Source organism: Vulcanisaeta sp. JCM 16159 (assembly GCF_001316265.1).
Classification (GTDB): Archaea; Thermoproteota; Thermoprotei; order Thermoproteales; family Thermocladiaceae; genus Vulcanisaeta.
Genome location: NZ_BBDN01000008.1, coordinates 86,932 through 107,726, shown reverse-complemented (window position 1 = coordinate 107,726; position 20,795 = coordinate 86,932). Strand labels below are relative to the sequence as shown.

The 20,795-nt window shown below is 45.0% G+C and carries 31 protein-coding genes, 1 tRNA gene and 4 pseudogenes; 14 read left to right on the top strand and 22 right to left on the bottom strand.

Annotated features, from left to right (window positions below):
* Positions 1 to 603: an ABC transporter permease gene (locus JCM16159_RS16580; protein WP_243666477.1), complete on the top strand. Its 603-nt coding sequence runs from the start codon at positions 1 to 3 to the stop codon at positions 601 to 603.
* 7 nt (positions 604 to 610) lie between these two features.
* On the opposite strand, the gene JCM16159_RS08995 is transcribed toward JCM16159_RS16580, so the two are convergent.
* On the bottom strand, positions 611 to 1,837 hold the full coding sequence (locus JCM16159_RS08995; RefSeq protein WP_367834423.1) for a MiaB/RimO family radical SAM methylthiotransferase: 1,227 nt from the start codon (positions 1,835 to 1,837) through the stop codon (positions 611 to 613).
* Positions 1,838 to 1,842: 5 nt separating this feature from the next.
* Complete coding sequence (locus tag JCM16159_RS19205) at positions 1,843 to 1,968, bottom strand: hypothetical protein (protein ID WP_367834422.1); 126 nt, start codon at positions 1,966 to 1,968, stop codon at positions 1,843 to 1,845.
* A 111-nt stretch (positions 1,969 to 2,079) separates the two neighbouring features.
* On the opposite strand from JCM16159_RS19205, the gene JCM16159_RS08990 reads away from it, so the two are divergent.
* Genes JCM16159_RS08990 through JCM16159_RS08980 form a run of 3 tightly spaced genes read left to right on the top strand, consistent with a single transcriptional unit; the run spans position 2,080 to position 4,039 of the window.
* Entirely contained in the window at positions 2,080 to 2,535 is a 456-nt protein-coding gene (locus JCM16159_RS08990; RefSeq protein WP_243666476.1) for a hypothetical protein, read from the top strand.
* A 14-nt stretch (positions 2,536 to 2,549) separates the two neighbouring features.
* Positions 2,550 to 3,077: a hypothetical protein gene (locus tag JCM16159_RS08985; RefSeq protein WP_054857595.1), complete on the top strand. Its 528-nt coding sequence runs from the start codon at positions 2,550 to 2,552 to the stop codon at positions 3,075 to 3,077.
* Positions 3,068 to 4,039, top strand: a complete 972-nt coding sequence (locus JCM16159_RS08980) for an Ig-like domain-containing protein (protein ID WP_054857594.1) — start codon at positions 3,068 to 3,070, stop codon at positions 4,037 to 4,039. Before JCM16159_RS08985 ends, JCM16159_RS08980 begins: the two co-directional genes overlap by 10 nt.
* Here JCM16159_RS08980 and JCM16159_RS16575 read toward each other — a convergent pair.
* The gene (locus tag JCM16159_RS16575) at positions 4,014 to 4,196 is read right to left on the bottom strand and encodes a hypothetical protein (protein ID WP_243666475.1); all 183 of its coding nucleotides are present in this window, start codon (positions 4,194 to 4,196) and stop codon (positions 4,014 to 4,016) included. The genes JCM16159_RS08980 and JCM16159_RS16575 overlap by 26 nt on opposite strands.
* Positions 4,169 to 4,657 carry an HAD family hydrolase gene (locus JCM16159_RS08975; protein ID WP_054857593.1) on the bottom strand — a complete coding sequence of 163 codons (489 nt, stop codon included), beginning with the start codon at positions 4,655 to 4,657 and terminating at the stop codon, positions 4,169 to 4,171. The genes JCM16159_RS16575 and JCM16159_RS08975 overlap by 28 nt, the downstream gene beginning before the upstream one ends.
* 102 nt (positions 4,658 to 4,759) lie before the next feature.
* Here JCM16159_RS08975 and JCM16159_RS08970 point away from each other — a divergent pair, with 102 nt between their 5' ends.
* Complete coding sequence (locus tag JCM16159_RS08970) at positions 4,760 to 5,767, top strand: substrate-binding domain-containing protein (protein ID WP_054857592.1); 1,008 nt, start codon at positions 4,760 to 4,762, stop codon at positions 5,765 to 5,767.
* Here JCM16159_RS08970 and JCM16159_RS08965 read toward each other — a convergent pair.
* The 10 genes from JCM16159_RS08965 to JCM16159_RS08930 form a co-directional block, all read right to left on the bottom strand.
* Positions 5,755 to 6,525 carry an ATP/GTP-binding protein gene (locus JCM16159_RS08965; RefSeq protein WP_054857591.1) on the bottom strand — a complete coding sequence of 257 codons (771 nt, stop codon included), beginning with the start codon at positions 6,523 to 6,525 and terminating at the stop codon, positions 5,755 to 5,757. The two genes, JCM16159_RS08970 and JCM16159_RS08965, sit on opposite strands and share 13 nt — an antisense overlap.
* Before the next feature lie 46 nt (positions 6,526 to 6,571).
* Positions 6,572 to 7,366 (bottom strand): MFS transporter, encoded by a 795-nt coding sequence (locus JCM16159_RS08960; RefSeq protein WP_243666474.1) that lies wholly within the window; start codon positions 7,364 to 7,366, stop codon positions 6,572 to 6,574.
* Positions 7,367 to 7,410: 44 nt separating this feature from the next.
* Complete coding sequence (locus JCM16159_RS16570) at positions 7,411 to 7,701, bottom strand: hypothetical protein (RefSeq protein ID WP_243666473.1); 291 nt, start codon at positions 7,699 to 7,701, stop codon at positions 7,411 to 7,413.
* Positions 7,702 to 8,036: 335 nt separating this feature from the next.
* Positions 8,037 to 8,129, bottom strand: a tRNA-Ala gene (locus JCM16159_RS08955).
* Positions 8,130 to 8,161: 32 nt separating this feature from the next.
* A complete protein-coding gene (locus JCM16159_RS08950) occupies positions 8,162 to 8,560 on the bottom strand; it encodes an RNA 2'-phosphotransferase (RefSeq protein ID WP_367834421.1) in 399 nt (132 codons plus the stop codon).
* 50 nt (positions 8,561 to 8,610) lie between these two features.
* Complete coding sequence (locus JCM16159_RS19200; protein ID WP_367834431.1) at positions 8,611 to 8,703, bottom strand: RNA 2'-phosphotransferase; 93 nt, start codon at positions 8,701 to 8,703, stop codon at positions 8,611 to 8,613.
* 206 nt (positions 8,704 to 8,909) lie between these two features.
* A complete protein-coding gene (locus JCM16159_RS08945) occupies positions 8,910 to 9,632 on the bottom strand; it encodes a CoA-transferase (RefSeq protein ID WP_054857590.1) in 723 nt (240 codons plus the stop codon).
* Positions 9,625 to 10,440 carry a CoA transferase subunit A gene (locus JCM16159_RS08940; RefSeq protein WP_054857589.1) on the bottom strand — a complete coding sequence of 272 codons (816 nt, stop codon included), beginning with the start codon at positions 10,438 to 10,440 and terminating at the stop codon, positions 9,625 to 9,627. Before JCM16159_RS08940 ends, JCM16159_RS08945 begins: the two co-directional genes overlap by 8 nt.
* Positions 10,441 to 10,483: 43 nt before the next feature.
* Positions 10,484 to 10,777, bottom strand: coding sequence for a MoaD/ThiS family protein (locus JCM16159_RS08935; protein WP_243666472.1), 294 nt, complete (start codon positions 10,775 to 10,777; stop codon positions 10,484 to 10,486).
* Positions 10,768 to 11,007, bottom strand: coding sequence for a hypothetical protein (locus JCM16159_RS08930; RefSeq protein ID WP_054857587.1), 240 nt, complete (start codon positions 11,005 to 11,007; stop codon positions 10,768 to 10,770). The genes JCM16159_RS08935 and JCM16159_RS08930 overlap by 10 nt, the downstream gene beginning before the upstream one ends.
* A gap of 161 nt (positions 11,008 to 11,168) precedes the next feature.
* Here JCM16159_RS08930 and JCM16159_RS08925 point away from each other — a divergent pair, with 161 nt between their 5' ends.
* Positions 11,169 to 11,564, top strand: coding sequence for an NUDIX hydrolase (locus tag JCM16159_RS08925; RefSeq protein ID WP_367834420.1), 396 nt, complete (start codon positions 11,169 to 11,171; stop codon positions 11,562 to 11,564).
* Here JCM16159_RS08925 and JCM16159_RS08920 read toward each other — a convergent pair.
* Positions 11,539 to 11,813, bottom strand: a pseudogene (locus JCM16159_RS08920) (acylphosphatase). The gene JCM16159_RS08925 and the pseudogene JCM16159_RS08920 overlap by 26 nt on opposite strands.
* 48 nt (positions 11,814 to 11,861) lie before the next feature.
* On the opposite strand from JCM16159_RS08920, the gene JCM16159_RS16565 reads away from it, so the two are divergent.
* The 5 genes from JCM16159_RS16565 to JCM16159_RS08900 are packed head-to-tail and all read left to right on the top strand — an operon-like array spanning position 11,862 to position 13,507.
* A complete protein-coding gene (locus JCM16159_RS16565) occupies positions 11,862 to 12,035 on the top strand; it encodes a hypothetical protein (protein WP_243666471.1) in 174 nt (57 codons plus the stop codon).
* Positions 12,036 to 12,040: 5 nt separating this feature from the next.
* Positions 12,041 to 12,436, top strand: a complete 396-nt coding sequence (locus tag JCM16159_RS08915; protein ID WP_054857586.1) for a hypothetical protein — start codon at positions 12,041 to 12,043, stop codon at positions 12,434 to 12,436.
* Positions 12,433 to 12,843, top strand: a complete 411-nt coding sequence (locus JCM16159_RS08910) for a hypothetical protein (RefSeq protein ID WP_054857585.1) — start codon at positions 12,433 to 12,435, stop codon at positions 12,841 to 12,843. Before JCM16159_RS08915 ends, JCM16159_RS08910 begins: the two co-directional genes overlap by 4 nt.
* The gene (locus tag JCM16159_RS08905) at positions 12,816 to 13,313 is read left to right on the top strand and encodes a protein kinase (RefSeq protein ID WP_243666470.1); all 498 of its coding nucleotides are present in this window, start codon (positions 12,816 to 12,818) and stop codon (positions 13,311 to 13,313) included. Before JCM16159_RS08910 ends, JCM16159_RS08905 begins: the two co-directional genes overlap by 28 nt.
* A 5-nt stretch (positions 13,314 to 13,318) precedes the next feature.
* Positions 13,319 to 13,507, top strand: coding sequence for a hypothetical protein (locus tag JCM16159_RS08900; RefSeq protein WP_243666469.1), 189 nt, complete (start codon positions 13,319 to 13,321; stop codon positions 13,505 to 13,507).
* A 9-nt stretch (positions 13,508 to 13,516) separates the two neighbouring features.
* Here the strand turns inward: JCM16159_RS08900 and JCM16159_RS08895 are convergent, their stop codons facing one another.
* Together JCM16159_RS08895 and JCM16159_RS08890 are read right to left on the bottom strand one after the other, a co-directional pair.
* Positions 13,517 to 13,921, bottom strand: coding sequence for an FHA domain-containing protein (locus JCM16159_RS08895; RefSeq protein WP_054857582.1), 405 nt, complete (start codon positions 13,919 to 13,921; stop codon positions 13,517 to 13,519).
* Between the two features lie 64 nt (positions 13,922 to 13,985).
* Positions 13,986 to 14,393 (bottom strand): 30S ribosomal protein S26e, encoded by a 408-nt coding sequence (locus JCM16159_RS08890; RefSeq protein ID WP_054857581.1) that lies wholly within the window; start codon positions 14,391 to 14,393, stop codon positions 13,986 to 13,988.
* Positions 14,394 to 14,516: 123 nt separating this feature from the next.
* Here JCM16159_RS08890 and amrS point away from each other — a divergent pair.
* Positions 14,517 to 15,654, top strand: a pseudogene (amrS, locus tag JCM16159_RS08885) (AmmeMemoRadiSam system radical SAM enzyme).
* A gap of 1 nt (position 15,655) precedes the next feature.
* On the opposite strand, the gene JCM16159_RS08880 reads toward amrS, so the two are convergent.
* Positions 15,656 to 16,054, bottom strand: coding sequence for a hypothetical protein (locus JCM16159_RS08880; RefSeq protein ID WP_054857580.1), 399 nt, complete (start codon positions 16,052 to 16,054; stop codon positions 15,656 to 15,658).
* A 147-nt stretch (positions 16,055 to 16,201) separates the two neighbouring features.
* Positions 16,202 to 17,977, bottom strand: a pseudogene (locus tag JCM16159_RS19195) (molybdopterin-dependent oxidoreductase).
* A gap of 80 nt (positions 17,978 to 18,057) precedes the next feature.
* On the opposite strand from JCM16159_RS19195, the pseudogene JCM16159_RS19190 reads away from it, so the two are divergent.
* Both JCM16159_RS19190 and JCM16159_RS19185 read left to right on the top strand, forming a co-directional pair.
* Positions 18,058 to 18,569: pseudogene (locus JCM16159_RS19190) on the top strand (NAD(P)/FAD-dependent oxidoreductase); the annotation flags it as partial.
* 5 nt (positions 18,570 to 18,574) lie between these two features.
* Positions 18,575 to 19,180, top strand: coding sequence for an NAD(P)/FAD-dependent oxidoreductase (locus JCM16159_RS19185; protein WP_367834419.1), 606 nt, complete (start codon positions 18,575 to 18,577; stop codon positions 19,178 to 19,180).
* 5 nt (positions 19,181 to 19,185) lie between these two features.
* Here the strand turns inward: JCM16159_RS19185 and JCM16159_RS19180 are convergent, their stop codons facing one another.
* The 3 genes from JCM16159_RS19180 to JCM16159_RS16540 are packed head-to-tail and all read right to left on the bottom strand — an operon-like array spanning position 19,186 to position 20,775.
* Complete coding sequence (locus JCM16159_RS19180; RefSeq protein ID WP_367834418.1) at positions 19,186 to 19,323, bottom strand: amidohydrolase family protein; 138 nt, start codon at positions 19,321 to 19,323, stop codon at positions 19,186 to 19,188.
* Positions 19,274 to 20,620, bottom strand: coding sequence for an amidohydrolase (locus JCM16159_RS08865; protein WP_367834417.1), 1,347 nt, complete (start codon positions 20,618 to 20,620; stop codon positions 19,274 to 19,276). The genes JCM16159_RS19180 and JCM16159_RS08865 overlap by 50 nt, the downstream gene beginning before the upstream one ends.
* Positions 20,611 to 20,775, bottom strand: a complete 165-nt coding sequence (locus JCM16159_RS16540) for a hypothetical protein (protein WP_243666464.1) — start codon at positions 20,773 to 20,775, stop codon at positions 20,611 to 20,613. The genes JCM16159_RS08865 and JCM16159_RS16540 overlap by 10 nt, the downstream gene beginning before the upstream one ends.
* Positions 20,776 to 20,795: the final 20 nt, after the last annotated feature.

Genomic DNA, 20,795 nt, shown 5'->3' with positions numbered 1-20,795 from the left:
ATGATTGTGACGCCAATAGGCACGTTACAAAATGACCTAGATGATGAGTGCTTTGTTAATGCAATATTCATAAAGTTGTCGCAGGAGAATCCGGAATACCTTAATCAATTGGCTACGGCATTGAGTGAGTACTTCCCTAATGCAGATGTTTATGAACAGAAGTCTGTCCTTGGTTCAATCTCTAATGCGTTGTCCATGGTCAACCTATTCTTCGTGATAATAATAGCGCTAAGCCTAATAGTCACTGGGCTTAGTGTCGCGAATACCGCCATCATGAATGTTAGGGAGAGGACTAGGGAGATTGGAATTCTAAAGGCGTTAGGCGCATCTAATAACCAGGTAATACTAATATTCCTCCTTGAAATACTCATAATGAGCATAATAGGCTCGGTAATAGGCATAGTACTCGGCATAGCAGGTGCCTACCTGGCCAGGTACATAATGATTAGGCTGAACCTGCCAATAATAATACCCGTGATATTACTACCAACGCTATACATATACTCACTAATAATAGCCATAGCCACATCGGTAATTGCATCAATACCGTCGTTAGTATCAATAACGAAGATCAGACCTATGGAGGTACTAAGGATTGAGTAAATTAAGCTTAGGAAATTAGATCAAGGCCCTCAGTAATCCTGAAATCAACCCTATACCTGGCACCTAGGCTCTCTGATTCAAGTAATTGACCAAAGAGTCTCTGCGGTGTTGCGTCCGTGACCCTCACCCTCACGAATGCGCCAATGTCGGCCTTCCTCACTGCAATCGGTTTGTAATTGTATGAACGAACAACGTAATTCTCACCCTTAAAGTCGACCTCACTCACGATACCCCACATCTCCCTGCCAATGAACATCCTATTCCTCTCTAGGGCGACCTTGTTAAACGCATCAGTGGCGATTTTACTCCTCTCCTTCTTAACCTGCTCAGGCACCTGCTCCATATACGCAGCCTCGGTAAATGGCCTACGGCTATACCTAGCCAGGTTAACCTTATCAATACCCAACTCCTCAATTAGCTTCACACTCGCCCAGAAGTCCTCATCAGTCTCCCCAGGGAAGCCCACAATAATGTCCGTGGCAATGGTCGCGTCAGGAAAGACCCTCCTAATCCTCATGATGATGTCCCTAAATAGGTCGACTGTGTACTTCCTCCTCATTAGCATTAGTACCCTATCACTACCACTCTGCACTGGGACGTGGAAGAACCTATAAACACGCCAATCGGACTTCACAACATCAAGGAGCCTATCAATTATTCGGCTTAACTCAAGGGGCTCCATCATCCCTAGCCTAATCATGAATCTACCACCAACCTTTCTCAGAATATTCTCAAGTAAGTCCACAAGGTCATAACCTCTGTCACGCCCATAAGCGCTAATCTCCTGCCCCGTCAGGTAAATCTCCCGTGCGCCCTTACTAACGGCATTGGCAATGGCATTGATTATATCGTCTATGTCGTAACTCTTCACCCTACCAAAACCCATCCTACCAATCTTCGTAACGCAGAAACTACAATTACCTAGGCAACCAACCTGTATCGGTACTACATACCTATGCCCATGAAGCTCGGGGTAGTAATTGGGCAGGTACTTTGCCGGTCTATCATCATAGATATAAATATCCGCATTACCATTCATAGCCTCATCTATAAGCTCAGCCCCATGTGATGTGACAAGCACGGCATTAGGAGCCGCGTCCTTTATGGATGCTGGTCTAACCCTGGTTAAGCACCCAATAACGATTAACCTCTTATCCTGATACTCCTTGCTCAACTTCCTCAGAAGCTTAAGCTCATTCCTCTCGGCCTCTTCTCTAACGGCGCATGTATTCACGATTACTACGTCAGCAGACCCCACATCCTCCGTGTACTCCCAGCCAATGACCTAAGCCTAGTAATCACTATGTCACTATCCGCCTTATTCAGCCAACAACCAAATGTTATCACGGCAAACCTACCGCCCATACCTCATTAGTAACGGGCAACATTAACGCCCTTAAAAACCCAGGCGCGCATAATCACAACTCTGGCACCTTTTTCGTTAAAAACAGGCAGTGTTTTTAAATGGGTAATTCATTGAGTACTAGGAATATGATGATAACGGCATTAATAGTACATGCAATACTTACGATGATTGGGGTAGATCCGCAGACCCCATTCACTGTGACAGGAATCACTTGGTACTATGGATCCTACACAGAGCCCGTGGGTAATTATACTCATGTATACACAGGCGTTAATGTAAATAGCACCTTAGTGATTAGCATAAATGACGAATCATCAATACCAATCAATGCATCCTACACCCTAAGCATTGGAAGTTACTCAATCCAGGGCCTATGGGAATTACAGCCAGGGAATAACTCATTTAATATAACAGTACCGGCGTTACCCGAGAATAACTATAACGCAAATCTAATAATATCCACGGTAAGTTATACCATTAAATATTACTTCACGGTGTCCTCAGTGGTACCTGGAATAATCATAAATACAACAACAACGAAACTCTATAGTGGCATGCTCAAGTAGTTACGTTTGAGATAATGAATAGCACACCCATACCAATAAGCTCAGCATTAATAACCGTGACCGGAATAAACGCTGCAGTTGGTAATGGCGTAATTACCGTAAAGCCCTCAGCAAGCGTAGGCATAACCATAACCCCAGGCCCGTACTCGCTGGGTACATCAACAATAACATTCAAAATCACATATACCGATGCTGGAGGCTATACCTGGAACGAGACAGAGACAGAGACTTTCACGGTAGTATCAACACCAGTTTACCTAAATCTAGTCATGCAGAGCACTGTTAATTATGGCAATTACATGCCCATAACAATAAATGCAACAACGCCCGTGGGGCTGCAGAACCAGAAATTAAGTATCTACGTTGATAATAATTACATAACATCATTAATGACCAATAACTATGGGATCGCGCAGTACTTACTACAAGCTAATTATAGTCCTGGCTCCCATGTATTAACAGTAGCGTTTACTAACACCACGTATTTTCAGGAGCCGTCATTAATTATACCTTCATTGTGCAGCCAGGCACCGTGTATATAATAGCCAATGTGAATAGTACCAATGTGACATACGGTAGTGCAGTTAGTATTTACGTAAAGTTATCACCATCAATTTCAGGTGGAACACTAACCATAAGTTACCTAATCAATGGGACAACAACCATGGGGACAATAGGTAGTTATACCCCAGTAAACGGCACGGCACAGGTGACTTGGATTCCGCCGCAGGCAGGAACATATTTAATAACTATTTACTACATAAACTCGCCCAATTACCTACCAAGCTCCACAAACCTAACAATAATTGTTAATAAAGCTCCCTGTTCATTATCAATAATAATTAACGGAACACCAGAGGTATTGCACGAAATATTCATTTTAAGTCAAATGAAGCCGGTAATCATAAACGCTCAATTAAACGTATTAGTAATAAGTAATACCTCATCAATAATTGGAACAATGTACATAAATGCAACTGGATTTGGTACATATACCTTCATACCGAAACTACCTGGTAATTATTCAATAACAGTATCCTGGCCTGGAAACATTAATTACCAGGGATGCCGCGCAACTTATGCACTAAATGTGATGAAGGCACCATTAACTCTTTACGTTAATGGAAGTAGTAACTTAATTGCAGCAGGTGGCTATGAAACATTTAGTATAAATATCACGACGAACATACCAATTAACTATGTTGGTGGAAACTTAACAATAGTAATTAGAAGTGGAAACAAAACTGTAAATACCTATGAAGTGCCAATTAATGGATACTATATGAAAAGTTCAATACAATTCTCTAAACCTGGCCTTTATGAAGTGTTTGTACAATACCCTGGCAATAATTACGTCATGCAGAGTATCTACGGTCCGTATTACGTAACGGTAATACCAGGCCTTCTGGGGATACCTTGGTACACATTACTTGCCTACTTAATATCAATGGCCCTTGGAGTATCAATGGGCATAATAATTAATCGTAAACTCCATCGAGCGTAGCAATGAGACCCGGTAGCTCAGCCACGCTTCTAATCACGAACTTTGTCGGAAAATCCCTAGCCCATGTGGACACTCCTATATTTACTGTACCTAGCCCATTAACCAGCAGGATATCCCTTGGATGGTCAGTCACATAGGCAGCATCGCCGGGTGGCAATTTGAGGATACCGAGCGCCTCTTAACTAAGTCAAGCTTATCATGACCGGGGCCTAAATCACCCAGTGACACGCACCCCTCTATGAATTCCGTGAAACCGTAATACCTTAACTCATGCATCATGCGCGGGCACTCCAATTCCCTACCGGTGGCTATGATTAATCTCTTATTCATATTACGCAGAGTCTCCAGCGAACCTAGAACGCCTGGGAACACCTCACCATATTCTCCCCTCTCTATGTACAATGTCCAGCATTCATGCCAGAACCAGAAATTCCTCGATAAATCACCAAGTATCTCACTTAATGATGGATCTCTATAATAAACATTGAGCAGGTAATTAATATCGCCACTCACGTTCTTGCCATACCTCGCCGCGCACTCCCTTAATATACCTAGGAATTTAGGTAACGTATTTACCAAGGTCATGTCGAGATCCAGAATTACGGCTTTGATAACCATAGTGTAGGGAATATGTTTTCTTCTTAACTCATTAATAAACCATTTTACTACATTTGATGAAGAGTAAAACACTTATTAAGAAAATCGCAACTTAACTATACAGTGAACAAGCCAAGGTTTAGAATCGAAATAATCCTTGAACAAGATGGGAAGGTACTAATGGATGATCTAACGGCGAGACTTCTTGAGATCCTTGAGAGAAAGGGTTCTTTACTATCCGTGGTTAAGGACCTTGGATTGCCATATTCAAGGGCTTGGGAATTGATTAATAAGTTGGAAAGTGGGTTGGACATTAAGATCGTTAATTCAAGGAGGGGCTATAAAGGAGGCATGTCATTAACTACGGAAGGCAGGGAATTGCTGAGTACGTATAGGTCAATAGTGAGTAGGTACGTGTGGAGCCCCGACGGCACCGTGTGCGACACAGTCTACGCCGGGAGCGATGATTGCATAGTTAGGGACATAATTAATGAAATGAGGAATGAGGGTTACTGCATTGATGCCTATTGGGTTGGCTCAATGGGTGGGTTAAACATGGTCATTAATGGCTTGGCCGACATAGCCGGTATTCACCTAATCGATCCAACAAGCGGTGAGTACAACATACCCTACATGAACTCATTGGGTGCCTGGGATAATGCCGTCTTAATAAGGGGCTACATGAGATTACTAGGCATTGTGCATAGACCGTACCTAAGCATTAGCGATTTAACGGACATACTAGGGCTAAGGATGGTTAATAGGAATCCAGGTTCAGGCACGAGACTGGCAACGGAACTCCTACTAAATGGAATAGCTAGGCATATTGGGTATAGCGTGGATGAGTTGAGGAGGATTGTGAGGGGTTACGATGATGTTGTTAAGACGCACGTGGAGGTTACGGAGAAGGTTGCCAGGGGACTTGCCGACTATGGCGTAGCCATTGCCGGGCAGGCACTTACAATGGGGCTTGCTATTAAGCCCATAGCCCTCGAGGAATTCGACATAGTGGTCTCTAAGGCGAGTATCAATAAGCCGGCGGTTAGGGAGTTCATGCGCAGGATAAGCAGGGCCGGGCCTAGGCCCGGTTATATAATGCTTAGGAACACCGGTGAGGTTTACTCAAGGTAATCATAATCGCTGCCGCCAACGTATACATTATGCAACACTCTGTAAAGGGCATCAAGACCCTCACCAGTCTTTGCGCTTATTGGTATTGGCTTAGGAATGGTGCCAATAGCCGTCAATATATCCGACAACCTAACACTCAAGTCAGCCTCCAACTTATTGGCCTGACTGGACATTAATGCCTCCCTGAGCAGGTCAGTCTCCTCACCCCACTCAAGTATTTCATCAACCACAGACCTATCGAGCAAGTCAATCTTATTTAATACGTTTACCTGGGGCATGTTAAACCTAAACTGTGTTGATAATGCCAGAAGCATTGATGACACATAACCACTAGGGGTCTGCGCCTGTGTTGCATCTATTACGAAGACTACGGCTGACCTATCCATGCTTAATCTATTGATTAATACCGAGCCAACACTCCTAAAGGCGAATAGCTCCATCTGGCCCGGCGTGTCTATGAGGACGTAGTTCGCGCCAATATCCATTATTTGGCTCTTAATCTCCTGAGCCCTAACAGCCAGCATGTCTATTGCGGCTATTATCGACCCATTGGGGCCAAGCTTATACTTCCTCATTAACTCCCTGGCCGAAACCACGTCCCTAATGTCTATATCCGGTATGTAGGGGACATACTCCACGGCCGGGTCTAAATTAACAATGGCCACATCATACTGATTATTCTCAAGCCACTCAGCAAATGTATTAACAAGCGTTGTTTTTCCTGATCCAGCAGTACCCACTATAAATACTGTGAACATCCAACTACGTAAGTAAAAACCTCAATAAAAAAACTTCCGAACCGCATTAAACACTCATGTATAACGTAGCCGTTAAAGCCCTAGCCGCGGCATCGCCAAGCAGCATGTACCTAACGCTATCCTTTAAACCCACGTAGTTGGCAACCACGGTCACTAATGCACCGCTTATTAATGACCCAATTAACGTACCAACACCATAGAATAGGTTGTACAGGCTAACCGCCGTTCTTCTATCTTCGGAATTATCATATACGAAGGATATATAGGCAACATTAGAGACGGAGTTTGTGAATCCCGCCACCGTGTTTGCTAGGTAAATCACATAAACATTATTGGCTAAGGCATACGATAATGGAAACGTCACAAGCAAGAACCTCCCCAGAAACATTACCAACTTCCTATTCCTATCAAACCACCTACCCACAAATCTCTGCAGGACTAGGGTTGACACACCACTAATCACATTAACAATAGCCAACTGCTCAACATTCATATTAAGCAGATAAACCTGAGCTAATGGGAAGAGAGGCCATGCAAAGCTCCATACAATGGCAAATAGAGTATTGATGAGGAGGAACCTTGTTAATTTCCTATTACTCCTAAGCATTGATAACGGCTCGGTAATTACCTGATCGCTGGGATCTGCCGATTCAATGCTCCACGCATTAATTGCGTTGATGAAAATAAGCGATGCCGTGGTCATGAATACATAGTGCATTACCACATAATTACTACCGACTATGACGCCCGTAATTAATGTAGCCAATAAACTGCCTATGGAACCATAAAACGCAAAGTTAGCCAATACCCAACCCCTACTACCTCTACTCAGTCTCTCCATTATTAATGCCCACGCGAACGAATTCGCACCACCAATACCGGCTATCAGACGTAAGTTATTAAGTACATTGTGGGATTCCCATAGGCTATGAATGCCATTATGAACCATAAAACGGCAAGCAACAGCGTTGAAAACTTCAGCAACTGCTCAACCTGCCTAACCCTCCTCAATGGCAATTGGACTACGCCACTGAAGAACGATGATGCTGATGAAACAATACTGATACCAACGTTGGGCACGCCTATTACGGTGGCTAGGAAACTCATGAAGGGGGATGCAAGTCCATTAGCGAGGTTCTGAATGAGTATGTAATTTTTCAATTTCTTATGATCCATATATTAACTAATCATTGAATGAATTAAATTGCTTAAAAACCATATCCAGATTCAGCCCGGGTTCTATCAATCACTAGGTCATCCTGGTCCAGTACTCATCACCGCAGATACTCCATAAATACAATAAAAATAAGACTTACCCACTAAGGACCTTTAATCATTAGGTATGCTAAATCACCCATGAATAGTACCAACACAAAAAGTACTATTACGAATGTTACGACAAAACTCACCGAAGCATAAAGTGAGTATAGGGTCAATACCCAACAGCCACAGAGACATCGAGTATAAGGCAATAAGCAAAAGCCAACTCCGTAATGATTGAGGATTGATTGTGGTGGACCGGCCGGGATTTGAACCCGGGATTTCGGGCGCCTATGCGTCTCCCGCGCGCCAAGCGGCATCCTTCCAGGCTAGACTACCGGCCCAGGAAGAAACGTAAATCAGCAAATTTAAGCTTTTAGTCTCGTGGGTCTATTGCCGATTCTATGCAATGCGGTGGTACGTAGTCCACGAGCCTTATCCTATCTGTCGCAATCAATACCTGGTAACCATCCTTTCTTAGGCAGTCTGCGTTTATCCTCAGTATTACCACATCGTCACCATGCCTAATGGCCACCTCGTATGCATCCCTCGGGTCCAGTACCAAGTGCACGTACTTCCTATTCATAGGCTTTATCCCCTCACGCATTATCTGCGTTAAGGCGCTCCTCGTGGTTCCGTGATATAGGGTCTTCACTTCATTATCAATCTCATACTTTATATTGACATTGAGTGACTTATCATGCCCATACCTAGCCCTAATCATCCCATCCCTAACCTCAAATCTACCCTTTGGGTCTAGCAATGCCACGGCCATTACATGCTCCCTCGTTAACCATAAGTAGGACTTGAAACCCCACTTGGTCCTTATTGAGTTACTAATTCGTCAATACCTACCCAGCCTTCGTTATCCATTAATAAGTTAATCACCTTAGGGTTGTGCCGAAGCAGGTAAGTCATTAGGTGACTTAGTTTGCTCCTTAAATAACCATCTATGACTAACTTAGCTGGTGAACCGCAATGGATGGAATTTTCAGTGTATGCACCGCATATAGTGCACCTGTAGATTGCCCTCATACATCACTAAGCCATAAAATAATGCTTCAAATCTTTATATTCCCTTGTCCTGTCATCAGAGGCAAATCATGAATAAGTAGCATTATCAGTCATAAATACCTAACACCGCTTGGATCAAGCCTACCCAGGAATTGCAATTCCTCATCCGTCACAGGTTCAAGCATACTTAATGGTTCCCTAACTCTTGGCTTAAAGGCCATGTTATTTATTACTTCATCAATATTAACGCCAGAAAACAAACCAGTCAGCACCAATTCTCCTGAAACATGATCAAATTCAAGCATTGCCTTTGGCGTGCATATTGTTAAGTGCGGGCCCTGCTTCGTGGGGCCAGGAGCCGTGATGAAGTCAACCCTCTCAACAAGCGTCCTCCTCGAGTGTTCCCTAAGCCACATCACTATCCTACGGGCCCTCCTATAAAGGTAAGCCGCGGCTGCACCGCCTGGTAGTCGAACCCTGGGCTTTTCATAATTACCGATTACGGATAAGTTCATGTTACCACGGCGATCAACCTGGGCCGCCGAGAAGAACATTACGTCTAGCTGCCCTCGCCTGGCGAGATCAAATGCGTCTAGGCTTATTACAAAGCCCCTACCATTAATTAGCGAGTATGGGTCCCCCGACGATGGCGTTATTATGAAATCCTCGGGTTCATAAATCTCGGCCACATTTATAAACCAAGTATTTACACCCCAATGCCTAGCCAATGCTACTGCCAATACCGCCGGGACTGAGGCCAAGCCCGTATAGGCAATGTCACCATCCCTTAACTGCCTCGCCATGCACTTAATGACGTTATCCATGTCAGCCATGGGTAAACACCTCAAGCACCTTCTCAATACTAAGCCCAGCCTTAACGCTGTCGAAGTACTTCTTGATAATTTCGTAATCAGCCTTATAGTAGCCGTACATCGACGTTGGCCATGCACCCCTTGGCGAATGCACAACCGCGGTCACCATAAAGCCAGGTATTGTTAATCGCTCTGGGTGATCCCTAAAGTAATCCTCACTGACTATCTCCTCAGCCGTAACTATAGCCTTCCTGGCGGCTTGGATCTTAAGTAAATCCTCGTATTTAGGGCCATAAATCTCAACATCACCTCTCTCATCAGCCTTGTGGACATGCACCAGAGCCACGTCAGGCCTTATCGCCTTGACCACGACTAACTCCTGATCATTAAATGGATCCTTAGTCACCTTCCAAATGCCCCTCTTGACGTTCAACGGGACTAAATCACTGTCCAACGCTATTGCTGATGGCATGAAGGGAAGTCCGTAAGCCCCTGCACGGAGTCCCGCCATTACACCCTCACAAACATCCTCTACGAACTCCACCTCGCCGCCCTCCACCATTCTCCTAAAGCCTGGCGCAATGCCGAAGTGCTCGAAGGTGACCATCGCAGCCCTAATCCTCTTAACCCTACCTGAAATCGTTAGCAGATCAAAGGCGAGCCCAGGCTCCCTATCCACTAATGCCAAGTCCCTCTTGTTTGACTTGACTATGGCTATAGCCATCGACATGGGGTTACGGTGAAAGGACATGCCTCCAATCGCTATTTCATCACCATCATTTATCAAATCTAAGGCTTCGTTAATGCTCATTAACTTGTTCCTAGCCATTCGCAATCACAGTACTAATCTGCTTAAGCGGAGGTATTAAGTTTTATGATATGAATGCCTTAGGTGCAATTAATACCTCGTCACCATCATTAAGGCCGGTAAGCAAGCCCCTCAGCCAATGTATGTCCCTACCATTCACAATCACTACGTAATTCTCATTAAGCTCATTACCCCTAAGCAGTATTTTTGGTATTTCCGGATTTAATTCACCAAGCCTTATTATTAAATCCTTAACCGTGGATCCATCCGGTACCTGCACAGTTATGTTTATAGCGTTGGCAAGCTCATGCAAATTAGCCGATAGTATTACCCTCACCCTCATAATTATCAGATACAAACAGAGTCAACAAATGCCCTTGCCAATTCCCTAGCGCGATCTATCGAATTCGTCTCCTCAACACATGCGTTCTCCTCATCCTTCATGTAAACAATGTATTTACCACCAACCTCGTAAATTATGCTTCTACCAAAGCAGTTCTCCTCAAGCAACGTCTGATAAGCCTCAATAGGTTCTTTATCAGATAAACCATCAATAATACTCCTCACCTTATCATTATTACACTCCATTAAGCACGTAGGAATTATAGTCCTTAATAAATATAACGTTAATACTTAATTAAGCTAGCACATGCTAAGTTACCGGATGGGAAGAGAATACCCGAGATACCCCTTGGTGGGTGTTGGCGCCGTAGTTATTAGGGATGGTAAGATCCTCCTAATAAGGAGAGGTGCGGAGCAATAGGGGTAAGTGGTCGGTACCAGGCGGCATGGTTGAACCAGGCGAAGACCCAGACCGTGCCGTACTTAGGGAATTGCGGGAGGAGACGGGCATTATTGGTAGGTCAATAGGGCTCTTTGGCGTTTACCAATACATAGAACGAGATAAGGAGGGCAGGGTTAAGTACCACTTCTTACTGCTCGATTATTTAGTGGAACCCATTGGCGGTGAACCTAGGGCATCGAGTGATGCCACGGAATTAAAATTTATTGATTTAAGGGGAGCATTAAACCTCGACCTAACAGACACCGCCAGGCAATTGATAATGGACCTAGTGGATTCGGGACCCAGACCGTGTGGCGGCGGCCTAATTAAGTACGTTAATAAAGTATCTCAAAATCGCTAAACTCATTCCGGGGCTCCTCATACTCCACCTCAACATCCTCAACCACGGCCCCCGGTGGCCCCTGCTTGGTAATACTTATCAACTGCTCGATGGCGTCGTCCGGGCCCTCCGCCACTATCTCCACAGTGAAGCCGTCGGTAGATTCCTGACAAAGCCCTTAATGCCCAGCCTCTTGGCATTCCTCCTCACAAATGCCCTGAAGCCAACTCCCTGGACTAGGCCTTTAACAAGTATGTGGACTCTCTTCATCTTATGGTCCGAATAACGCTTTAAATGGGTCTTTAAAGGGTATCTAACGTGTTAATTACCGACGTTAATAAAGTGATTAAGGCGTTGCCTGGGATTGTGCTTTTCATAAGTCTATTGTTCCTCATTGGTATCAATACCGCGCATGTTCTGATCATGGTTGCGCTCTTTGTGTTGTTTTATGAGTTATTTAGGAAGTATCCGTTAAGGATAATTGGTTTATAGTACCGTTGGTTTCGGAGGTCATCCTTGCATTATCTGTGGCGTTTATAATTAGTAATGCCTATATCTACGATGCACTGGCCGTATTCGTCGGAATCACTGTACTAGTTCTGTCATTGAGGGTTTCTGACTTTAGGGCAATTATTACGTTAGCTCTGTTGTATATCCTATACCTATTTTACATGGGTTATGTTAATCCAGCGCCTCCTGAGCTTTACTTACTGGTTAATTCGCTCCTCATATTTATGTCCTCATTAGTAATCACAATTAGAAACTCGATCATAATGTATAGGATTGACTTCCCAGAGGATTTGATTGATAGGGTAATAACATACTTAGGCGTATTATTGATAGTACCGGCGGCAGTATTTCTCTTCGTATTTAATCAACCTACGTGTATATGACACTGGTACCATCTATAGTGTCGGCAACACCAATGATGAGAAGACTCCCGGGCTATATCTCTGCAACCCTATTAATACTGACACTTGTTTATGGCGTTTACCCAACAATTAGGATTTATTGGTTGGGTGTCACTGCCTTAGTACTTATCTTCACAATAATGTACTTGAGACCAACCAGGTTAAGGTTTGTTAAGGGGTTAAGACCACCAATATCGTGGTTAGGCGCCTGGTTGGGCGGTAAGTACCTAGTTGATGATGTGGTTGCCACGGGCGGTTTCAGCTACGTGCTTAGGGGCAGGGACGAGTTGGGTAGGGTTTACGCCATCAAAGTTCTTAAGGACCGGGACTCCCGAGGTAATCCGTTAGCTAACGACCCAAGGTGCTCTCGTCATTCAAGAAGGAGATGAGCGAGTACCTACTCATTGAAAGCCCACACATTGTTAGGGTGTTTGAGGTTCACATACCACCTGACGAGAAGCTTCCGTACAAGTCACTGGAGGATTACTTGAGCGAGCCGCCTTACGTGGTTATGGAGTTCATGGAGGGAGGATCACTGAGGGATTTAATGAGGGAGAAGGGACCACTAGAACTCAATGAGTTCTTGAGGCTGGCGTACTCGATAACGCTTGCGTTGTCCGAGCTCCATAAGGCGAATATAATACACCTAGACCTTAAGCCTGAGAACATATTGTTTAAGGATAGGGAGAGAAGGATCGTGAAGATCGGCGACTTGGGCGCGGCTAAGATAATGGTTGGTGGTAAGTCCTACGTATCGCAATTCTCAATAGCCTACGCAGCCCCCGAGGTTAGTAAGGGCGTTGCTGATGTTAGGTCAGACATTTACTCACTTTCCTGCATTTTTTTTATGAAATGCTGACTGGTATGAACCCGCACATGCATAGATTAAGTAGTGGCCAGGCAGTAGTACCTCCGCTCAATAATTATAGGCCTGACATACCGCCTGAAATAGTCATGTTAGTGATGAGAGGCCTTGAGTTAAACCCATCGTTAAGACCCTCAAGCACAGGTGAGGTATTGGCCGTTCTTAAGAAATACCTAAATAACGCATAGATTGCCTAGTCATTGCTTTTCCTCGGTTATTATCGATAACTTAATTACTGTGTAATAGCCAAGCCTAATGACAACATCACCACTAAACCTATACTCACTCACCTTCTTAAATGTGTCACCATCAAGTACGTACGTGCCATTTGTACTATTTAAGTCCTTAATTAACAATTCATTTCCAACCATGGTTATTACCGCGTGTTTCCTCGATACCGTTGGATCCGGTATTATCACCATATTCTCAGGACTCCTACCAAGGGTTATCTCCCTAATTATTGATAGGTCAAAGACGACCTTAAAGTCCTTCATGAAGTCCCTGGGGCTCTCAATAAACGTTAACTCAAGCTTACTAGGGCTTCTTCGCATCGTTTCTGTATTCGGTAACTCCATCCTCCTAGTCTCTTCGGTATGCTCCATTACGCATTAACATGAACTCGAAACACCTTATAAGAGTTACTATCATTCGATCATTCATTTAACCTTAGGATTTAGTCGTTGACCCCTGCATGCCCTGCGTAGTCGATGGAGCCGAAGTTTGAGTCTGCGTTTGCGCGGACTTGCTGGCTGATGGTGCTGTTACTGATTCCCTGCGTATTGGCGCCCTAGATAACGCAGCCTTCTTCTTCCTCTCATCCTCAGACCTAACCTTTAGTATCCCCAGGTAAATGGCACAATTTATGCAGTAGGTCTTGGTTACGTAGTACCTAGGGACGATGGCGCCCTGCTTCTCAAGCTCCCTAGCCAAGTCACCAGGCACTGGTGAGTATGGTACAGTAACCCTAACGGCCTTGGACCTAGGCACTAGCTTACCGCAATTGTCGCAATAAACCATTGGTTCCTTGCCCTTATCCCCCTTGTGTCTTCCTCGATTTTTCCTCTTCTTCGGCATATCTTGGTCCATTGCATTAGGCGCTTAAAAAAACATACCCCCTCCGTAACCACGTACTGATTAAGGAAACTTGCTTGCCTCATAAGGTTTTTAATCATGAATTAATGATTACATAGGGGCTTAATGAAGGAGGCGACACTATACAAGGCGTTGCCGGACGGTAGGGTCGAGTGCACAGCATGCGCAAGGAGGTGTAGGCTTTCTGATGGGCAATATGGATTTTGCGGTGTTAGGTGGAATTTAGGTGGCAAGCTTTACCTAATGGTTTATGGCAAGATCTCGGCAATAGCGTGGATCCAATCGAGAAGAAGCCACTTTATCACTTCAATCCAGGCTCCATGGTCTTGTCCTTCTCAACGTACGGCTGCAGCTGGGCATGCCAATACTGCCAGAACTTCGACATAAGCCAGAGGAGAGTCCTCGAGGGGTTCGAGGTAACCCCGGAGAAGATTGTTGAACTGGCTGAGACTTACGGAACCCAGGGAATCACATATACGTATAATGAACCATCGATATTTGCAGAATTTGCGTATGACGTTGGAATCCTAGCTAGAAAGAGGGGGTTATTCAACACATTCGTTACTAACGGGTATATGACTGACGAGGCTATTGACTACATATCTAAGTTCCTCGATGCGGCTACCGTGGACTTTAAGGGTAATGCCGAGCCCAAGTTCCTAAGGAAGTTCTCATTAGTCCCAGACCCAGAGCCAATATTCCAGGCACTCCTTGAGATGAAGAAGAAGGGAATATTCATCGAGGTTACCGACCTCGTGGTCCCGGAAATAGGCGATAACCTTGAGTACGCCCGTAAGCTGGCTAGGTGGGTAGTGGATAACCTGGGGCCCGAGACGCCTATGCATTTCCTTAGGTTTCACCCTGATTATAAGGTTGATTACCTACCACCAACGCCAATAGAAACCCTTGAGAAGCACGCCCAAGTGGCTAAGGAGGAGGGGCTTAAGTATGTTTACATTGGTAATGTTCCAGGGCATAAACTCGAAAACACCTACTGCCCGAACTGTGGTAGGGTTGTTATTAGGAGGAGGGGCTTCGACATATTGGAGGTTAACTTAACGGAGGATGGCAAGTGTAAGTTCTGTGGCGCCAAAATAAACATTGACGGTAAGGTGTGGCCAACCTGGAGGTTAAGTGATAGGTTTGCTACGTACCCATTGAATTATTGTCTAAGTACGTTAGGATAACCAGGGAACAGATTGAAGAAGCCAGAAGGAGGATGCACGTTAAGACCCAGGGATGAACTAATTCATCGCTTTAATTCTAATATTAGTGATGCAGAGGACCCTGCCTGATATATTAATGGTGTTTCCATTAACCAGCATTGTTATGCCCGTAGTCTCGTCAGTTAGGTGCAATTGATTCGCAGGGAGTACCATGTTTATGGTACCAATACTAACGTAGATTCTAATCACGTATTCCCTATCATCCTTATCAATAAGTGTTAATACAAAAGATGATGAGTTATCACTCACTTTATGTTCCTTCCACCCTAACAACCAATATTCATCATACTTAGTATTGATGCTCCTCAACAATGAGGTAAACTCGAATTCATCAAAACATCTACCCACTATTATGTTTAACTTCCTTAAAAATCTCCTCAAATTCCTGGTGTATCCCTTAGCCAACTCTACGACCATTTCATCTCATTAATGGACATTGCTTAAAAATATGTCTATAAAAATAATAATTCAATACGGGAAAATACCGTAATGATGACTTAATGATTACCACAAATAATGTACAAATAACTTAAATGACCAATAATAAGTTGATAAAAATATACGTTATTTATCCACGACCCTAACCCTAACCTTAACACCATTAAGCAGTGGCGTACCTGCGTATTTGCCCTTAACACGACCCGTGATTGCGTTTATAGGCTTGCCATCAAGGTCAATAAGGCTACTTTTATAAATTAACGCCACACCAGGAGGCACATTACTGTCCTTAACGGCCCTAACCCTGATGTTGCCAAACTCATTCTCTAGGATAACAATACCCTCATAATCATGGGTATAAACCACGGGCTCCAAATCACCGTAAACCTCGCGGAATTGCGTATTAGTGTAAAGCGGGTGCGAGGTAAAGACTAGGTGAACCTCATTGTTACTTAATTCGCTAGGCTCTACGGGATTAGGCAATGGGAGTGCATCGGGCTCGTTTGCGGGTAAATACCTCGGCTTTACCTTAACGATTTTCCTCTCCCTAAGCTCCTCTAAAGTAGCGCCAGTAGCCTTATGGCCTTATCCACGGCTTCCCAGGGATCCTCAAGGAGCAGTGGATGAGAGACCTCAAGCTCCTTAGCTAACCTACGTATTAAGTCAACCTCCGTTATACCCTTAGGGGATTTAATTGGTTCGTTGTAAACCAGGTAATCATGCCAATAACTATAAATCACGTCATACTTCTCGAGAAATGTCGGCGCTGGGATAACGACATTAGCAAGCTTAGCCGTTTCAGACCAATACGGGTCATGAACAATTAAGGTAACCCTACCCTCGCGGGCAGCCTCAATCAGCTTGTCACCACCTGGTAGGGTAACCACGGGGTTCTCATTCCAGACATACACAAGATCAACCTCACCCCGCTCAATATAATCCCCAAAGTCAGCCATGTATAACCCTGGATGACCTAGCCATGTGAAGACCCCTAAGGTAATCAAAGTCTATTCCCCAACCCAGGGAGTTCGAGTAGTAATAACCCCTCTCAAGACCGACCAGGGCTGGGATCAGCGAGATCATGCCTATGGCATCACCACCATTTAAGGAACGACCGAGAGCAAAGCCAATCAGTGTTAATGGCTTATAATCATGGTAAAACTCAGCAAGCCACCTAATGCCATCAACAGACACACCACTAACCCTTGACAAGTAATCAAGCGAAAACCTCCCAACGTAGTCTGCCAACTCCTCGAAGTGCCTGACCTTACCCTCGACAAGGCCCTCCTCAATCAGCACCTTAATAATGCCTATGGCTAGAAACACGTCAGTGCCAGGTCTAACTATAACCGCCTTATCCGACTTCCTGGCCGTGTCGCTAAGCCTAACATCAATAGCCACCTTAAACTTCTTAATAAATAAGGCCCATATGTGCGGCGCTGACACACTAGCTGGGAACGCCCAGAACACGGCAGCTTTGTATTTAATGAAATCCTCCGGCAAAGCGCCCATACTAGTGCCGTAATGCGCCTTAATGGCTGCATGACCCTCAGCGGAGCATATCGACCTATCAGTCTGTGAAGCCCCAATCACATTAAATAACCTGTCTGGAAAATACCACGTGAGTAATCCCTGATTTCCATCGTAGTCTGTACGTAGTATCCTTGCTGGATTCCTCTTTATGGCCTCTCTGAGTAATTTTGCCACGTATTTAATGGCATCATCGATACTAACCTCCTTACCGTCTATATAGGCTGAAGTAACCCTATTCCTCTCATTCCTGATTAGGTCGGCCCTACCCCTAGCACATGTGAGGCCGTTAATTGGGAATATATTAAGTGGCTTGTAGTTCTCGTCAAATATGCATGTGTCGTAGCAATCCCTCGTGCATGCAATTACCATATTAATCATGTGATCAGTCACGTACTAATTATAAACTGATTCCCAGCGCTAAGTGAGGATTAGCCATGAATAAGGCATTCGATGTTGCTGTGATTGGTGCAGGTTCCACGGGAGCGACGACGGCGTATTACCTCGCTAAGGAGGGCTTTAGGGTTTTGGTGATTGATAAGCGTGGGGTTGCCCAGGGAATGACGGCTTATTCCCTAGGCTCATTAGGAGTTATTACGCCAATGAGGATGTGGCTCGAATGTCGCATTACAGTCATAGCTTTTTCATGAACTTTGAGAGGGAATTTGGCGTTAACGTATTTACGAAGACGGGCCTCCTGGTTATTAGTAATGATGAGACCGGCATGAGGAGAACCTTTGATATGCTACGTAGTATTGGCGCTAATGTTCGATTATTAAGTGGTGATGAGGTACGTGAAGCACTTAACGCCAGCACTACGTGGGGTGAGGTTGGCGTTTACGAGGAGGATGCCGGCTATGTTGATACGGGCCTATACACAAACACCGTAATGAATAGGGCTAGGGAGTTGGGTGTTGAGTTTGTGATTGATGAGCCCAAGTCGAATTTAAGGGTAATGAGGTAGCTGGCGTGAGGCTCATTAATAGTGGTGAGGTTGTGAGGACTAATCACTACATTATTGCAACCAACGTTTGGACTCAAAAACTACTACCGCAACTAAACCTGCCGATCAAGAACATCATTGAGAGGGTGATTAGGGTCGAAATAGGCAGGTCACTGCCTAACGTGTTTGATTACGTGAACAACTTCTACATAAGGCCCGAGGGCTCTCGCTACGGTTTAATGGGCCTACTGTACCCACCAGAGGATGCCTGGCCTGACCCGGACAACTTCAATCCATTGGCTGAACCTGAGTTTGATTATGCCGTTAACGTGATGGAGAATGCCGCCAAGAGAATGCCGTGGTTCATAAACGCCAAGTACCTGGGTGGCTGGAGGGGTTTATACGACGTCACCCCTGACTGGATGCCTATAATTGATGAGCCGGTTAAGGACTTAATAGTGGTTGTTGGCTTGAGTGGTCATGGCTTTAAGTTGGCGCCGGCCTTCGCCCTAATGGTCACGGAATTAATAAAGTATGGGAAAGTGAGGACATTCAAAGACATATTAAGACTGAGCAGGTTTAAGGAGGGAAGGTTAATACAGGGAACTGTGCAGGAGAGGGCTGCATTTTAATGAGGCTATGGATACACTCTTTGTCCTCCCACGTATGTTTCTAATATCTTTATGTTTCTTAGCTCCTTATCGCTTATGCCTAGTGGGTCTTTATCAATTATTATGAAGTCGGCGGGGTAACCTGGCTCGAGCTTCCAAGCCATTCTCCTCACGGAGTAGATATGCAGAGCCGTATGTGTAGTAATGAAGTGCGTCTGCCACGCCTACCCTCTCATTCTCCGTGTACTTACACAGCTCTATACCCTCATAGCAACCCCTGGTAACCGCCGCATACACCGTCTCCCATGGGTTTAGTGGCTCGACTGGTGCGTCCGTGCTGAAGCCGAGCATTACGCCATTATCAATCAACGTCTTGAATGGGTACACGTACCTAGCCCTATCAGCACCAACCCTATCCATAACCCACCAATCACTAATTACGAAGTGAGGCTGAACAGCCAATACGATACCAAGCTCCCTAATCCTCCTCACTAGGTCCTCCCTGAGGACTGAGACGTGTTTAATCCTGTGCCTAAGTACTTGGGCATCGCCTAGCTTACCGTAAATATCGAGTATTACCTCAACCATCCTATCCCCAATACCATGAATAGCAAGTTGAAGACCAGCCTCACTACTCCTCCTAGCAATACTCATCAACTCGTCAAAACTGTAATTCGGCCTGCCGGAATTACCTGGATCATCGTTGTACGGTCTCGACAACCAGGCGGTCCTAGCTCCAAGCGAACCGTCGGCGATAACCTTAATACCATTAATCCTCAGGTACTGAGAGCCGAAGCCTAGACCAACAAGCTTAACGAGCTGCCTCAGTGACTCGATGATGTCAATCCCATGGTCGAATGGATTTAGGTAAGCCCTAACCCTAACCGGTAAATTACCGAGTTCCCTCTCAATCATTATCAGTGATTGTAGGCTTTTTAGGTCTACGGATACGAAGCCCACGGTAGTGACACCAAGCGATGCTGCGTATTTCATGGAGTTCATCATGAACTCCCTATAATCATCAAGTGTGTACGAGTCCCTCACCAACTCCTCAACCTTATTCAACGCCTGCTCAATAATTACGCCCGTGGCATTACCCCTCTCATCCCTAATCACATCCCTATCCACCGCATTTAAGAGACCGGTTAACTCCATAGCCCTTGTGTTAAGCACGGCGGCGTGGCCACAGACCCTAACTAACATGACGGGTCTATCGCTGACCACCTCATCGATGTCGAGCCTACTAGGCCAACGCCTCTCCCTAAACAATTCCTGATCCCAACCCCTACCCATCACCCACCTGGTCTTAACACTCTTCACATACTCCCTAAGCCTACTCTTCAACTCCTCAATACTATCAATACCCCTTAAATCCAGCGTCGCCAGGTTAATGCCTATCGAGTCCAAGTGCGCATGGGCATCGATAAATCCCGGCATCACAACACGGCCCTTTAAGTCCACTTCCTCAAGCCCGAGGCATCCGCAATCCTCAAAGCCCTTGTTTCATCACCGACATAGGCAACCCTATCACCAATAACGACCATGGCCTCAGCCCTAACCAGAGGCTTGAATGATGGATAAACCAACCCATTAAACAAGACAAAACCATTAACCATTGCCTAGAGTTATTAAAGCG